The following is a 14,615-nucleotide window of genomic DNA, read 5'->3' on the forward strand; positions in this document are numbered from 1 at the left end:
TGCTAGCCTGCAATCCGCCAGCCGCGCGCGGCCAGCTCGTCGGTGAGGCGGTCGGCCGCCTCGGGGAGTACTGCGATCTCGGCGAGGCCCACCTGGCGGCCGGGCGAGTGCTCGAGACGGAGGTCTTCGAGGTTCACCCCGATCTCGCCGATCTCGGCGAGCAGCCTGGCCAACTGGCCGGGGCGGTCGTCGATCATCACGATGATGGTCGTGAAGCGCTTGTCGGTGCCGTGCTTGCCCGGCAGTCGTTCGACTCCGGTGTTCCCGCCCGTGAGCTCCTCGGCGACCTTGCGCCGCGCCCCCGGTGCGGTCGGATCGCCGAGCGCCTCGATGAACCGGTCGAGGTCGTCCCGGTAGTCCATGAGGATGTCGCGCACCGGCGCTGCGTTCGCACCGAGGATCTGCACCCACAGGTCGGGGTCGCTCGCGGCGATGCGCGTGACGTCGCGCACGCCCTGCCCGGCGAGGCCGAGCGCCGCATTGGGCGCGTCGAGGAACCGGCGCGCCATGATGCTCGAGACCACCTGCGGCACGTGGGAGATGAGGGCGACGCCGCGATCGTGCTCCTCGGGCGACATCTCGACGAGCGTCGCGCCGAGGTCGAGGATGAGGTCGTCGATCGCGCTCGCGCGCTGGTAGCTGATGGCGTCGTGCGCGGCGACCACCCACGGCCGGCCGGCGAAGAGGTCGGCGCGCGCGGCGAGCGGTCCCCCGCGTTCGCGACCGGCGAGCGGGTGCGATCCGATGTACCGCGAGACGTCGGCGTCGGATGCCGCGAGCTCGGCGAGGATGCCCGTCTTGACGCTCGCGACATCCGTCACGATCGCTTCGGGGAACGCTGCGAGCTCTGCCGCCACGACCGAGGCCGTGACATCGGGCGGCACGGCCACGACGATGAGCTGCGGGCGGTCATCGGGGCGTGCCGCGCGACCCGCGCCGAGGTCGATCGCGATGGCGACGTGCGTGGGCGATGCGTCGGCGAGGATCACGTCGATCCCGCGCGATCGGAGGCCCAGCGCGACGCTCGTGCCCAGCAGCCCGGCGCCGACGACGCGCACCGGCCCGATCAGGCGTGATTCGCTCACGAGTCCCCTTCGTGCGAGTGCGGGTGGGTGTCGGCGCCGCCCGAACGACCGACATCCGCGGCGCGGGAGATCGTGAGCAGCTGGCCGAGTTCCACTGTAGTCAACTCGCGCATCGCGCCGGATCGGAGCGTGCCGAGGTGCAGTGGGCCGAAGCTGCGGCGCACGAGTTCCACGACCGGATGCCCCACCGCGTCGAGCATGCGTCGCACGATGCGGTTGCGGCCCGAGTGCAGCGTGACCTCGACGATCGTATGGCGATCGTCGCCCTGCTGCTGCAGGATCTTGGCGCGGTCGACGGCGATCGGGCCGTCGTCGAGCTCGATGCCGCGCTTGAGCTGCTGCAGCGTCTGCGCACTCATCCGGCCCGTCACCTTGGCGATGTAGGTCTTCTCGATGCCGAATGACGGGTGCGCGAGCACGTGCGCGAGCTCGCCGTCGTTCGTGAGCAGCAGCAGCCCGCTCGTCTCAGCGTCCAGGCGGCCCACGTTGAAGACGCGCTCGTCGAGGGCGTCGGTGAACCGCCGCAGGTCCGGCCGGCCGTGCTCGTCCCGCATCGACGAGACGACGCCGGTGGGCTTGTTGAGCATGTAGTAGCGCTTCTGGGGGTCGAGCTGCACGGCCTCGCCGTCGACCGCGATGTGATCGACGGCGGGGTCGATACGGCTGCCGAGCTCGGTGACGACCTCGCCGTTCACCGCGACGCGGCCGGCGACGATGAGCTGCTCGGACACGCGTCGCGAGGCGACGCCCGCCGCCGCGAGCGCCTTCTGCAGCCGCACGCCCTCGGTGCCGCGCGGGTCGGCCTGTGGGTCAGACGAGGTCACGTTCGAATCCTTCCTGTCCGCCGTCGAGCAGCGGGGAGATGGGCGGCAGCTCGTCGAGCGCGTTGAGCCCGAGGTTCGTGAGAAGCAGCTCGGTGGTGCCGTAGAGGATCGCGCCGGTCTCCGCATCCGTGTCGACCTCGGTGATCAGGCCGCGGCCGAGCAGTGTGCGCACGACCGAGTCGACGTTCACCGCCCGGATCGAGGCGATCGACGAGCGCGAGATCGGTTGCTTGTAGGCGATGACCGCGAGCGTCTCGAGCGCCGCCTGCGAGAGACGGGTCGACGATTGCGCGGCGACGAAGCTCGTCACGAGGGTGTCGTACTCGCTGCGCACGTAGAAGCGCCAGCCGCCGCCCACCTCGCGCAGCTCGAACGCACGACGGATGCCGCCGCTTGCCGGTGCCTCGGCGGCATCGGTGCGCGGCTCGCCCGATCGGCCCTCGCCGTCGTAGTCGGCACGCAGGCGTGCGATCGCGGCCCGCACCTCCGCCACGGGCCGCGCGACCGCGGCCGCGAGGTGCACGACGCTCTGCGGCTCGTCGGCGATGAACAGGATCGACTCGATCGCTCGATCGAGGTCGAGGCGCGGCTGTCCGGGCATGTCGAGCGGCGTCGCCACCGAGACCTCGGGTCCGTCGTCCTGTGCGGGTCGAGGAGCCGGCTCCGCCGGCGTCTCGAGACCCTCCGCCGCACCCGTCACGCCCGCGGCATCCGTCTCAGCTGTCATAGTCGGCCCCCAGGCTCTCGAGATTGTCGTCGGACCAGTGCTCGTCGGCCGCCCAGCGCAGGGTGAGCTCGCCCAGCGGCTCGACCTGCTCGAAGCCGATCGCGGCGTGGCGGTACAGCTCGAGCACGGCGAGGAACCGTGCGACGACCACACCCGGCTGGCCGACGCCGGCGATGAGCTGACGGAACGTCACCGAGTCGCCCCGCCGCAGCACCGCGACGACGTGCGCCGCCTGCTCGCGGATCGAGACGAGCGGCGCATGCAGGTGGTCGAGTCCCACCACGGGGATCTCGCGCGGCGTGAGCGCGAGCACCGCCAGCGCGGCGAAGTCCTCGGCGGAGAGAGTCCAGCGCAGTTCGGGCGGCGGCTTGCGGAACCGCTCCTCGAGTCGCACGGCGCGCGGATGCCGCAGGCCCTCCGCCTCCAGTCGGGTGCCGAACCAGCCGGCCGCCTCCTTGAAGGCGCGGTACTGCAGGAGGCGCGCGAAGAGCAGGTCGCGCGCCTCGAGCAGGGCGACGTCCTCGGCGTCGACGAGCTCGCCCTGCGGCAGGAGCCCGGCGACCTTGAGATCGAGCAGGGTCGCCGCGACCACGAGGAACTCGCTCGCCCGGTCGAGCTCCTCGGCCGAGTCGAGGCCCTTGAGGTAGGAGATGAACTCGTCGGTCACGGCCGACAACGACACCTCGGTGATGTCGAGCTCGTGCTTGGCGATGAGCGAGAGGAGCAGGTCGAACGGCCCCTCGAAGTTGGTGAGCGCGACCCGGAACCCCGGGTCGGCGGGCGCGGCCGGGCTCCCCGCGCCGTCGGCGCGCTCGGGTGCCGCGGAGAGCGCGGCGGCCGGCCTGGGCTCAGGCGACCGCGCCACGGTCGACCAGCTCCCTGGCGAGCTGACGGTATGAGCGCGATGCCTGGTGATCGGGCGCGAACTCGGTGATGGGGGTCGCCGCGACCGTGGCATCCGGGAACTTCACCGTTCGGGTGATGACCGTCTCGAGCACCTTGTCGCCGAAGGCGTCGACGACCCGCTCGAGCACCTCGCGGGAGTGCAGCGTGCGGGCGTCGTACATCGTCGCGAGGATGCCGTCGAGCTCGATCGCCGGGTTGAGTCGGTCGCGCACCTTGTCGATCGTCTCGATGAGCAGGGCCACGCCGCGCAGGGCGAAGTACTCGCACTCGAGCGGGATGACGACGCCGTGGCTCGCGGTGAGCGCGTTGACCGTGAGCAGGCCGAGCGACGGCTGGCAGTCGATGAGGATGACGTCGTAGTCGGCGGAGACCCGCCGCAGCACGCTCGCGAGGATCTGCTCGCGAGCGACCTCGGTGACGAGGTGGACCTCGGCGGCCGACAGGTCGATGTTCGCGGGGATGACGTCGAGGTTCGGGGTGCCGGTGTGCTGGATCGTGTCGGCGGGGTCGAGCTGGCGCGACAGCAGCAGGTCGTAGATCGTCGGCACGTCGTGCGTCTGCACGCCGAGCCCCGCGGAGAGCGCGCCCTGCGGGTCGAAGTCGACCGCGAGCACCCGGCGCCCGTACTCGGCGAGCGTCGCGCCGAGGTTGATCGTGGTCGTCGTCTTGCCGACGCCGCCCTTCTGGTTGCACAGCGCGATGATGCGCGCGGGACCGTGCGAGGTGAGCGGCGGCGGCTCGGGGAAGTCGCGCAGCGGCCGACCGGTGGGACCGAGATCCGACTCCAGCGAGGCGGTGCCGTCCGCCGGGTCGTGCGTCTCGTCGGTCACGTGGGGTCTCATCTCCAGGTCGTCTGCGGTAGGGCTTGGTCGATTCTAGCGAGCACGTGGGTGCGCTGCCGTGTACATCTCCCGGAGTGTATCGGCAGTGACGAGCGTGTAGATCTGGGTCGTCGCGACCGACGAATGCCCCAGCAGCTCCTGCACGACGCGCACGTCGGCGCCGCCCGCGAGCAGGTGCGTCGCGAACGAGTGCCGCAGGGTGTGCGGTGACACGGATGCGGCGACGCCGGCCCGCTCCGCGGCATCCCGGATCACCTCCCACGCCGCCTGGCGCGACAGCCGCCGGCCGCGCGCGCCGAGGAAGAGCGCGGGCGTGGCGCTCCCCCGGCGCGAGAGCTCGGGGCGGCCGCGCACGAGGTACGCGTCGAGCGCGGTGCGGGCGTAGCTGCCCACGGGCACGATGCGCTGCTTGCCGCCCTTGCCGAAGAGGCGCACGACCTCCTCGTCGACGAGGTCGTCGACGTTCAGGCCGATCGCCTCCGAGACGCGCGCGCCGGTCGCGTAGAGCAGTTCGAGCAGCGCCCGGTCGCGCAGCGCGATGACGTCGTCGCCGACGCCCGCGGCCTCGATGATCGCGACGACGTCCTCGATGGGGATCGCCTTGGGCAGCCGGGTGGGGATCTTCGGCGGCCGCAGCTCGCGCGAGGCATCCGTGGGGGTGCGCCCCTCGTCGGCCAGGAAGCGGTGCAGCCCGCGCACCGCCGAGAGCACTCGGGCGATCGACGGGGTCGCGAGCCGCGGCTCGCGTTCGGCGCCGAGGTACCGCAGGAACGCCGAGAGGTCGCGCTCGGCGACCTGCTCGGGGCCGTCGAAGCCGGCGGATGCGAGCCAGTCCGCGTAGATCGCGAGGTCGCGCCGGTACGAGGCGAGGGTGTTGCGTGCGAGGCCGCGCTCGACGGCGAGATGCCGGAGGTAGTCGTCGACCGCGCGGGAGGTCATGACGCGGCGGGCCTCAGCTTCGGATGCGTCGGCCAGTCGGCGTCGGCGGGCGCGAGCGTCGACCACCCCCGCGCCCTGGCGGCGTGCGCGGCGAGCACCGACACCACGAGCGATGGATTCTGCACGCGACGCGCGAGCACGGCGTCGACGCACTCGTCGAGCGGGATCCAGCGAATGGCCATGTCGGCCTCCTCGTCCTCGCGCGGATGCGGCACGGCCGTGGGCGTGAGACCGCGTGCGAGGAAGATGCGGATCGCCTCGTTGCTGCCGCCCGGGGTCGTGCGGTAGTCCACGAGCACCGACCACTCGGATGCCGCGAGGTCCGCCTCCTCGGCGAGCTCGCGCTGCGCCGCCGCGAGGGCGTGCTCGCCGTCGACGTCGAGGAGACCGGCCGGGATCTCCCAGTCGCGGCTGCGAACCGGGTGCCGGTACTGCTGGATCAGGAGCACCCGGTCGTCGTCGTCGAGCGCGAGCACCGCGACGGCGCCGGGGTGGTCGACGTAGTCGCGCACGAGGTGCGCGCCACGGTACTCGACGGTGTCGCGACGCACGTCCCAGACGCGCCCCGCGAACTCCACCTCGCTGCCGACGACCGGCAGCTCGACGGGCTCGTCGGCGATCGGCGGGTGCTCAGCCATTGTTGACGTCGAAGAGCAGGCTCGCCTGCTGGCGCTCGAGCGAGGCCGCGACGAGTCCGCGGAAGAGCGGGTGCGGATCGTTCGGGCGGCTGCGGAGTTCGGGGTGGGCCTGCGTGGCGACGTAGAACGGGTGCACGTCGCGGGGCAGCTCGACGAACTCGACGAGGTGGCGGCTCGGCGACATCCCCGAGAACACGAGGCCTGCCTCGGCGATGCGGTCGCGGTAGGCGTTGTTCACCTCGTAGCGGTGGCGGTGACGCTCGGAGACCTCGGTGGAGCCGTACAGCTCGGCCACGATCGATCCGTCGTCGAGCTTCGCCGGGTAGAGGCCGAGGCGCATGGTGCCGCCGAGGTCGCCGCCGGCGATGATCTCGACCTGCTCCTCCATCGTCGCGATGACGGGGAACTCGGTGTCGGGGTCGAACTCGCTCGACGACGCGCCCGGCAGGCCGGCGACGTTCCGCGAGTACTCGATGACCATGCACTGCAGGCCGAGGCACAGGCCGAGCGTCGGGATGCCGTTCTCGCGTGCGAACTGCAGCGCGCCGAGCTTGCCCTCGATGCCGCGGACGCCGAAACCGCCGGGCACGCAGATGCCATCGAGGTCGGCGAGGTGCTTCTGCGCGCCCTCGGGCGTGCGGCACTCGTCCGAGGGGATCCAGCGGATCGACACCTTGGTGTTGTTGGCGAATCCGCCGGCGCGCAGCGCCTCGGTCACCGACAGGTAGGCGTCGGGCAGGTCGATGTACTTGCCGACGAGCCCGATCGTGACCTCGTGCTTGGGCTCGTGCACGACGGCGAGCAGTTCGCTCCAGCCCGACCAGTCGACGTCGGCGGCCTTCGCGTCGAGGCCGAGCGCGTCGATGATGTACGCGTCGAGGCCCTGGTCGTGCAGCATCGTCGGGATGTCGTAGATGCTCGGCACGTCGACGGCGTTCACCACCGCGGCCTCGTCGACGTCGCACATGAGCGCGATCTTGCGCTTGTTGCTCTCGGTCACCGGGCGGTCGCTGCGGAGCACGAGCGCGTCGGGCTGGATGCCGATCGAGCGCAGGGCCGCGACGGAGTGCTGCGTGGGCTTGGTCTTCTGCTCGCCCGAGGCGCCCATGAACGGCACGAGCGAGACGTGCACGAAGAACACGTTCTTGCGGCCGAGCTCGTGGCGCACCTGGCGGGCCGACTCGATGAACGGCTGGGACTCGATGTCGCCGACGGTGCCGCCGATCTCGGTGATGATCACGTCGGGCTTCGGCGTCTCGGAGGCCTGCAGCCGCATGCGGCGCTTGATCTCGTCGGTGATGTGCGGGATGACCTGCACGGTGTCGCCGAGGTACTCGCCGCGCCGCTCCTTGGCGATGACGGTGGAGTAGATCTGGCCGGTCGTCACGTTGGCGGCCTGCGAGAGGTTGATGTCGAGGAAGCGCTCGTAGTGCCCGATGTCGAGGTCGGTCTCGGCGCCGTCGTCGGTCACGAAGACCTCGCCGTGCTGGAACGGGTTCATCGTGCCCGGGTCCACGTTGAGGTACGGGTCGAGCTTCTGCATCACCACCCGGAGACCGCGTGCCGTGAGCAGGTTGCCGAGACTCGCTGCGGTGAGTCCCTTACCCAAAGAAGAAACGACACCACCAGTCACGAAGATGTGCTTGGTCGTGTCGTTCGAATTGTCTGCGCCGCGTTCATCCACCACGGGCTTATAGTCTATCCGACGTTCGGGCCGTGGGGTTCCGACATGCCAGAACCCGCGCATCTCGGGCGCGTCGAGCGGATGCCGCGGGCCGGCCCGCCCGGGTCGCCCGCTCACACCGCGGGAGCGGCCGCGATCTCGAGCAGCTCACGAGCGTGCGCGAGCCCGCTGTCGGAGTCGGCGAGGCCCGACAGGAGCCGGGCCATCTCCGCCTCGCGCTCGGCCCCGGTGAGCTGTCGCACGCTCGAGGCGGTGACCTGCCCATCGGTGCCCTTGACCACGCTCAGGTGGTTCGTGGCGAACGCGGCGACCTGCGCGAGGTGGGTCACGACGATCACCTGCGATCGCTCCGCGAGCCGCGCGAGCCTGCGCCCGATCTCGATGGCGGCGGCGCCCCCCACGCCGGCGTCGACCTCGTCGAACACGAACGTGGGCACCGGGTCGGTGCCGGCGATCACGACCTCGATGGCGAGCATGACGCGGGACAGCTCACCGCCCGAGGCGCCCTTCGACACGGGCCGCGGCTCGGTCCCCGGATGCGGCCGCAGCAGGATCGCGACCTGGTCGCGGCCGTGCTGCGAGAGCTCTGCGGCGGGCTGCACCGTGACGGTGAGCTCCGCGTCGGGCATCGCGAGCGCGGTGAGCTCGGCCGTCACCTGTTGCGCGAGACGGCCCGCAGCGTCGGTGCGCAGCTCCGTGATGCGCGCGGCGAGCGAGTCGACGACCACGGAGCGCTGCGCGACCGCATCCTCGAGCTCGGTGATGCGGTCGTCGTCGCCGTCGAGCTCGAGCAACCGCAGACCGCCGGTGCGCCGGAACTCGAGGAGGTCGTCGAGCGTGCCTCCGTGCCGCCGCAGCAACGCGCCGAGCACGGCGCGTCGCTCCTGCACGATCTCGAGCTCGCGTGCGCCGTCGGCGTCGAGGCCGGAGAGGTACCGGGACAGCTCGACGGCCGCGTCGGAGAGCGCGAATCCGGCGGCGGCGAGGGCCTCGGCGATCGGCACGAGCGCGGCGTCGTGGGTCGCGACGCGGTCGAGGTGCCGCCTCGCGGCCTCGACGAGCGAGACCGCATCGGGCGCGTCGTCGACGGGTGCCTCGGCGGAGATCAGTTCGTGTGCCTGCGCAGCGGCGAGGCGCAGGTCTTCGAGGTTCGTGAGCCGATCGGCGCGCTCCTGCAGCTCGAGGTCTTCTCCGGGCTGCGGATCCGCGGCCTCGAGCTCCTCGAGCGCGGAGCGGAGGTCGGCCGCCTCGAGCGCACGTGCGTCGTGCGCCGTTCGGAGCCGCTCCAGCTCGTCGGTGTCGGAGCGCCACGCGCGGTACTCGCTGCGGTACTCCGCGATCGCCTGCGCGAGTTCCGCACCCGCGAACCGGTCGAGCGCGTCGCGTTGCGCAGTCGCCGAACGGAGGCGCTGCTGGTCGGCCTGTCCGTGCACCACCACGAGCTCGTCGCCCAACTCGGACAGGACGCCGACGGGTGCACTGCGACCGCCCACGACGGCACGGCTGCGCCCCTCGGAGGAGACCGACCTGCCGAGCAGCAGCTCGCCGGCCTCGATCTCACCGCCGGTCTCTGCGACGCGCTCGGCGATCGGACCGGACTCGGAGACGAGCCACCGGCCCTCGACCCAGGCCTGCTTCGCGCCTGACCGCACCGTGCCCGCATCGGCGCGCGCACCGAGCAGGAGCCCGAGCGCGGTGACGACCATGGTCTTGCCCGCTCCGGTCTCGCCGGTGACCGCGCTGAAGCCCGGCCCGAGCGGCAGGGTGGCCTCGGCGATCACGCCCAGATCGCGGATGCCGAGCTCCTCAATCACGCCCCACCGGTCCCCTCCACCCCGACACCGGGAGCTGGAACTTGTTGACGAGCCGGTCGGTGAACGGTGCCTGGTGCAGCCGCGCGAGTCGCACGGGCACCGGCGATCGACGCACGATCACCCGCGAGCCGGGCGGCAGGTCGAACATGCGCCGCCCGTCGCACCAGATGACGGCGGATGCCTCGGTGCGCTGCAGGATCTCGACCGCGAGCGACGACTCCGGCCCGACGACGATCGGCCGGGCGAAGAGCGCATGCGCACTGAGCGGGACGAGCAGGAGTGCCTCGACCGACGGCCAGACGATCGGGCCGCCGGCGGAGAAGGAGTACGCGGTCGAGCCCGTGGGCGTGGACATGACGATGCCGTCGCATCCGAACGACGAGAGCGGCCGGCGGTCGACCTCGACGACGACCTCGAGCATGCGCTCGCGTTCGGCCTTCTCGACCGTGGCCTCGTTGAGCGCCCAGCTCTCGTAGACGACCTCGTCGCCGACCTTCGCCCGCACCGAGAGCGTCATGCGCTCCTCGACCGTGTAGTCGCGGGCGAGGGCCCGCGCCACGGTGTAGCCCAGGTCGTCGCGCTCGCTCTCGGCGAGGAATCCGACGTGGCCCAGGTTGACACCGAGGAGTGGCACGGGATGATCGCGGGTGAGCTCGGCCGCACGCAGGATGGTGCCGTCGCCGCCGAGCACGATGACGAGTTCGATGTGCTCCTCGCGCGTGTGCTCGAATCGTCGCGTGCGCCCGTTGAGGCTCGGGACCGCGGCATGCACGTCGTCCCATTGCTCGGCAGCGATCACGGGTACCGCGCCGGCAGCGAGCAGCTGCGCGCACACCTGGCTGGTCGCCTCGAGGGCGGCCGGCCGGCCGGTGTGCGACACCACCAGGAAGTGCCGTGCGTCGTTCACGCGATCGATCCTTTGGTCAGTTGCTCGACTCGACTCACCCATTCTGTCGGATTGACGCCCCGCACCGAGCTGAGATGCACCAGGTACTCGTGATTGCCGTGCGTGCCGGCGATTGGGGAGGACAGGATCCCCGCGGTGCCGAGACCGAGGTCGAAGGCGGCCCACAGCACGTTCGCGACCGCATCGGACCGCAGCGCGGCATCTCGCACCACGCCCTCGCGCACGCCCGATCGGCCCACCTCGAACTGCGGCTTCACGAGCAGCACGAAGTCGGCATCGTCGGCCGCGCTCGCGCGTAGGGCGGGGAGCACCGTGGTGAGCGAGATGAACGAGAGGTCTGCGGTGACGAGCGTCGGGCGCTCGGCGATGCCGGTGAGCTCGGCCAGCCGGGCGGCGTCGAGGTGGCGCACGTTGCACCCCTCGACGAGCACGAGGCCCGCCGCGCCGCGCAGCTCGAGTGCGAGCTGGCCGTGCCCGACGTCGACCGCGAGCACCGTGGAAGCGCCACGCTCGAGGAGCACCTGGGTGAATCCTCCGGTCGACGCACCTGCGTCGAGTGCGACGCGTCCGGCGGGGTCGATCGCGAAGCCGTCGAGGGCCGCGATGAGCTTGTGGGCGGCCCGGCTCACGTAGTGGTCGGATGCCGCGACCTCGAGCCGCGCGTCATCCGCGACCCGATGGGCGGCCTTGAGGACGGGCGCACCGTCGACCGTCACGACACCGGCCGCGATGAGCGTGGCCGCGTGCGTGCGCGAGCGCGCGAGCCCGCGTGCTGCCAGTGCGGCGTCGAGTCGCTGGTCGGCCATGCGATCAGACGTCGCGCGACGGATCGGAGCGCTCGAGCTCGGCCCGCAGTCGACCGGCGAGGGTGTCGTAGCCGATCGAGCGCTCGCCGAGCGGCGCCGCCTCGATGCGAGCCAGCTCGTCGGCCGTCTCGCGCGAGGCGGAGGCGACGTCGTCGATCGCGGCTCCGGCGAAGTCGTCGGGCGCGTCGAAGTCCATGTCTCCTGTGCTCACAGCACCACGCTACCCCGCACCGCCGACACCGGAGTCGCGCGCGACCGCGCGCGGCTGCATCCGCGTGGCACGGGCATCACGAGTACAGTCGTGCCGGCACCTCGAGTGCGTGGATCGCGACGCCGGAGTTCCACACCGCTGCGCAGGCCGCGCGCAGCAGGTCGAGGCCACCGTCGCCCTCGTCGACGACGACCACGTGCCGGCCGTCGATCCTCACCCGGGCCGACCCCACGCGCACCGAGCCGCGAACCGACTCGGTCGGCGGATACGGCGCGTAGAGTCCGCGGAGGTCGCCGAGGATGAAGTCCGGGCGGCTGTCGGCGTTCGCGGCCAGGAGCTGCTTCGCCCGGTCGACCCCCGTCAGCACGATGGCCGAGGCCATGCCCGCGCGATTCGCGCCGAGGATGTCGGTGTCGAGCCGGTCGCCGACGACCAGCGGCCGCTCGGCGGCGAAGCGGCGGCGCGCCTCCTCGAAGATCGGCGTCTCGGGCTTGCCCGCGACGAGCGGGAACCGGCCCACTGCGGTATGCACCGCAGACACGAGGGTGCCGTTGCCGGGAGCGATGCCGCGCTCCACCGGGATCGTCCAGTCCATGTTCGTCGCGATCCACGGGATGCCGCCGGGCTCCCCCGGTCCGCCGTGCGCGTTGAGCGCGAACGAGGCTTCGGCGAGCTGCCGCCATCCGACCTCGGGCGCGAACCCCTGCACCACCGCGTCGGGGTGGTCGTCGGCCGACCGGGTCACGCGATAGCCCCGCCGTTCGAGCTCCGTCGTGATGCCCTCGCCGCCCACGACGAGCACGAGCGCCCCGTCGGCGACCTCGCCCGCGAGCAGCGCCATCGCGGCCTGCGGCGACGTCACGACATCCGCGGGCACGACATCGAGGCCGAGCTCGGCCAGATGGGCGGCGACGGATGCATCGCTCCGCGACGCGTTGTTCGTGATGTAGCCGACCGCACCCTGCGCCTTCGCGCGGTTCAGGTTCTCGACCGCGTACGGGATGGCGTGCGGGCCCTGGTACACGACGCCGTCGAGGTCCGCGAGCACGGCATCCACGCCGTCGAGCGGCGTGGCGCCGGAGCGTCGGGTGCCGAACAGTCCCATCGGTGACGTCACTCAGCCGACTCGTCAGCGGGCTGCGAGCCGGGGCGCGGGTCGTCCGCCGTCTCGGCGAGGATCGCTGCCACCTCGGGTTCGAGCACGGCGCCCGGATCCTCGTGGTCGTCGTCGGCCTCGGCGGCGCCCGTTCCGTCGGCGGATGCGTCGTCGACGTCGGCCTCGGTGCGGTCCGACACCGGCGCGAGCGTCGGCTCCGGCGCGTCCGGCGCGTCCGGCCCGTCCGTGGAGGCATCCGGCACCTGCGACTCGACGCGCGCCTCGTCGGCACCGTCCTCCTCGAGCTCGAACACCTCGATCACGTCGTCGGCGTCACCGCCGAGCGCGGCCTCGGCGCGCGCAGAGCGGGCGCGCCATTCCTCGGCCTCGGTGGTCCTGCCCAGCTCGTCGAGCACCTCCGCGTACGCGGAGAACAGTGCCGGGCTGTACGAGAAGGCGCGGTCGGGGTCGAGCTGGGGGATTTCGAGCTCCGCGAGGGCGAGCTCCGGCTGGCCCAGGTCGAGCCGTGCGCCCGACATCGCGATCGCGAGGCCGACCTGCACGCCGGCGGGCAGCGTCGCCCGGTCGACCGATCGCCCGAGTTCGAGCGCTCGATCGGGGCGGCCGACGCCACGCTCGCTGTCCACCATGAGCGGCAGCTGGTCGTTGCTCCCCGAGATCCGACGGTAGGTGCGAAGCTCGCGCAGGGCCAGGGCGAAGTCGCCGGTCGCGTACGCCGTGATCGCGAGGGTCTCGCGAACGACGGCAATGCGGCCCGCGCGACGCGAGGCCGAGAGTGCGTAGCGGTGCGCGAGCGCGGGGTCGTCTTCGAGCGCCTCGGATGCCGCGACCAGGTACCGTGCGACCCAGTCGGCGTTCTCCTTCGTCAGTGTCTTCAGCTCGAGGCGGGCGCTCTTGTCGAGGTCGCGCGGCTCGATCCGATCGGGCACGATCGGATCGTCGTGGCGCGGACGCACCTGCAACTCGGCTGCGCCGTAGGCGCCCGGGCGCTGCGTGCCGTCTCGAGGCGCACGCTCGGCCGGGCGGCCCGCGACGCGCGCACCGCTGCGCCGGTCGTCGGGGCGGGATGCGCCGTGCTGCGGCCTGCGGTCTCCTCCGTAGCCGGGACGATCGCCATCACGTGCCGGACGGTCGTACGGCTTGCGCTCACCGTCACGTGCCGGACGGTCGTAGGGCTTGCGCTCACCAGCGCCGGCCGGACGGGCGTACGGCTTTCGCTCGCCGTCACGAGCGGGACGCCCGTAGCTCGGACGCTCACCGTCACGTGCCGGACGGTCGTAGGACTTGCGCTCACCGTCACGTGCAGGACGCCCGTGGCTCGGACGCTCACCGTCACGAGCCGGACGGTCGTAGGACTTGCGCTCACCAGCGCCGGCGGGACGGGCGTACGGCTTCCGCTCGCCATCACGAGCGGGACGTCCGTGGCTCGGACGCTCACCGTCACGTGCCGGACGGTCGTAGGGCTTGCGCTCACCAGCGCCGGCGGGACGCGCGTACGGCTTCCGCTCGCCATCACGAGCGGGACGTCCGTAGCTCGGACGATCGCCATGCGGACGGTCGTACGGCTTCCGCTCGCCATCGCACGCCGGGCGGTCGTACGGCTTCCGCTCGCCGCCGGCGGGACGTCCGTACGACTTCTGCCCGCCATCGCGAGTTCCGCCGTACGACGGACGATCGCCGCCACGCGAGCCGCCGGCCGCGGGCTTCCGCTCGCCGTCTCGGCCGCTGCGGGCGTATCCGCCCCGCTCACCGCTGGAGCGGGGCGCGCCGTCACGCTTCGGAGCACCGCTTCGTGCTCCGCCGGCGCCGCCTCGAGCCCCCTGGTCTCGCTGGGGGCGGTCTCCGCCGGCCGCGTCCTGCGTCGAATCGCTCACGATAATCCCGTCGATGTGTGGAGTCCTCGTGGACTCAACCGTACTGCGGTCGCCTTCGAAGCCGCCCGTTAACGAAGAATGGCCACCCGTCTTCGGGTGGCCACTCCTCAATGAATGTCCGGCGGTGTCCTACTCTCCCACAGGGTCGCCCCTGCAGTACCATCGGCGCTGCGAGTCTTAGCTTCCGGGTTCGGAATGTGTCCGGGCGTTTCCCTCGCGCTATGGCCGCCGAAACTCTTGC

General features: G+C 71.9%; 14 protein-coding genes and 1 rRNA gene. All 15 read right to left on the reverse strand.

What is annotated here, in order from left to right; translation table 11 throughout:
* Positions 1 to 2: 2 nt before the first annotated feature.
* Complete coding sequence (locus tag EDM22_RS07665; protein ID WP_122936468.1) at positions 3 to 1,085, reverse strand: prephenate dehydrogenase; 1,083 nt, start codon at positions 1,083 to 1,085, stop codon at positions 3 to 5.
* Complete coding sequence (locus tag EDM22_RS07670) at positions 1,082 to 1,909, reverse strand: pseudouridine synthase (protein WP_122936469.1); 828 nt, start codon at positions 1,907 to 1,909, stop codon at positions 1,082 to 1,084. Before EDM22_RS07670 ends, EDM22_RS07665 begins: the two co-directional genes overlap by 4 nt.
* Positions 1,896 to 2,510: an SMC-Scp complex subunit ScpB gene (scpB, locus tag EDM22_RS07675; RefSeq protein ID WP_122936489.1), complete on the reverse strand. Its 615-nt coding sequence runs from the start codon at positions 2,508 to 2,510 to the stop codon at positions 1,896 to 1,898. The genes EDM22_RS07670 and scpB overlap by 14 nt, the downstream gene beginning before the upstream one ends.
* A 115-nt stretch (positions 2,511 to 2,625) precedes the next feature.
* Positions 2,626 to 3,501, reverse strand: a complete 876-nt coding sequence (locus EDM22_RS07680) for a segregation and condensation protein A (RefSeq protein ID WP_376917955.1) — start codon at positions 3,499 to 3,501, stop codon at positions 2,626 to 2,628.
* Entirely contained in the window at positions 3,485 to 4,384 is a 900-nt protein-coding gene (locus EDM22_RS07685) for a ParA family protein (RefSeq protein ID WP_122936471.1), read from the reverse strand. The genes EDM22_RS07680 and EDM22_RS07685 overlap by 17 nt, the downstream gene beginning before the upstream one ends.
* A gap of 33 nt (positions 4,385 to 4,417) precedes the next feature.
* Entirely contained in the window at positions 4,418 to 5,323 is a 906-nt protein-coding gene (gene xerD / locus EDM22_RS07690) for a site-specific tyrosine recombinase XerD (RefSeq protein WP_122936472.1), read from the reverse strand.
* On the reverse strand, positions 5,320 to 5,961 hold the full coding sequence (locus EDM22_RS07695) for an NUDIX domain-containing protein (protein ID WP_122936473.1): 642 nt from the start codon (positions 5,959 to 5,961) through the stop codon (positions 5,320 to 5,322). The genes xerD and EDM22_RS07695 overlap by 4 nt, the downstream gene beginning before the upstream one ends.
* The gene (locus EDM22_RS07700; RefSeq protein ID WP_245989271.1) at positions 5,954 to 7,645 is read right to left on the reverse strand and encodes a CTP synthase; all 1,692 of its coding nucleotides are present in this window, start codon (positions 7,643 to 7,645) and stop codon (positions 5,954 to 5,956) included. Before EDM22_RS07700 ends, EDM22_RS07695 begins: the two co-directional genes overlap by 8 nt.
* A gap of 113 nt (positions 7,646 to 7,758) precedes the next feature.
* Positions 7,759 to 9,459: a DNA repair protein RecN gene (gene recN, locus EDM22_RS07705; protein WP_122936474.1), complete on the reverse strand. Its 1,701-nt coding sequence runs from the start codon at positions 9,457 to 9,459 to the stop codon at positions 7,759 to 7,761.
* Positions 9,452 to 10,408 (reverse strand): NAD kinase, encoded by a 957-nt coding sequence (locus EDM22_RS07710; RefSeq protein WP_122936475.1) that lies wholly within the window; start codon positions 10,406 to 10,408, stop codon positions 9,452 to 9,454. The genes recN and EDM22_RS07710 overlap by 8 nt, the downstream gene beginning before the upstream one ends.
* Complete coding sequence (locus tag EDM22_RS07715) at positions 10,363 to 11,172, reverse strand: TlyA family RNA methyltransferase (RefSeq protein WP_122936476.1); 810 nt, start codon at positions 11,170 to 11,172, stop codon at positions 10,363 to 10,365. The genes EDM22_RS07710 and EDM22_RS07715 overlap by 46 nt, the downstream gene beginning before the upstream one ends.
* A gap of 4 nt (positions 11,173 to 11,176) precedes the next feature.
* Positions 11,177 to 11,383, reverse strand: coding sequence for a hypothetical protein (locus EDM22_RS07720; RefSeq protein WP_138708045.1), 207 nt, complete (start codon positions 11,381 to 11,383; stop codon positions 11,177 to 11,179).
* Between the two features lie 76 nt (positions 11,384 to 11,459).
* Complete coding sequence (locus EDM22_RS07725) at positions 11,460 to 12,488, reverse strand: HAD-IIA family hydrolase (protein ID WP_122936478.1); 1,029 nt, start codon at positions 12,486 to 12,488, stop codon at positions 11,460 to 11,462.
* 8 nt (positions 12,489 to 12,496) lie between these two features.
* Positions 12,497 to 13,429 carry a hypothetical protein gene (locus tag EDM22_RS07730; protein ID WP_122936479.1) on the reverse strand — a complete coding sequence of 311 codons (933 nt, stop codon included), beginning with the start codon at positions 13,427 to 13,429 and terminating at the stop codon, positions 12,497 to 12,499.
* Positions 13,430 to 14,490: 1,061 nt separating this feature from the next.
* Positions 14,491 to 14,607, reverse strand: a 5S ribosomal RNA gene (rrf, locus tag EDM22_RS07740).
* Positions 14,608 to 14,615: the final 8 nt, after the last annotated feature.

The organism is Agromyces tardus, assembly GCF_003710805.1.
Classification (GTDB): domain Bacteria; phylum Actinomycetota; class Actinomycetes; order Actinomycetales; family Microbacteriaceae; genus Agromyces; species Agromyces tardus.

Coding starts and splice junctions, on each gene's coding strand:
- EDM22_RS07695 (WP_122936473.1), bottom strand. CDS start 5,961: ATGGCTGAGCACCCGCCGATCGCCGACGAGCCCGTCGAGCTGCCGGTC.
- EDM22_RS07715 (WP_122936476.1), bottom strand. CDS start 11,172: ATGGCCGACCAGCGACTCGACGCCGCACTGGCAGCACGCGGGCTCGCG.
- EDM22_RS07710 (WP_122936475.1), bottom strand. CDS start 10,408: ATGGGTGAGTCGAGTCGAGCAACTGACCAAAGGATCGATCGCGTGAAC.
- EDM22_RS07685 (WP_122936471.1), bottom strand. CDS start 4,384: ATGAGACCCCACGTGACCGACGAGACGCACGACCCGGCGGACGGCACC.
- xerD (WP_122936472.1), bottom strand. CDS start 5,323: ATGACCTCCCGCGCGGTCGACGACTACCTCCGGCATCTCGCCGTCGAG.
- scpB (WP_122936489.1), bottom strand. CDS start 2,510: ATGCCCGGACAGCCGCGCCTCGACCTCGATCGAGCGATCGAGTCGATC.
- EDM22_RS07725 (WP_122936478.1), bottom strand. CDS start 12,488: ATGGGACTGTTCGGCACCCGACGCTCCGGCGCCACGCCGCTCGACGGC.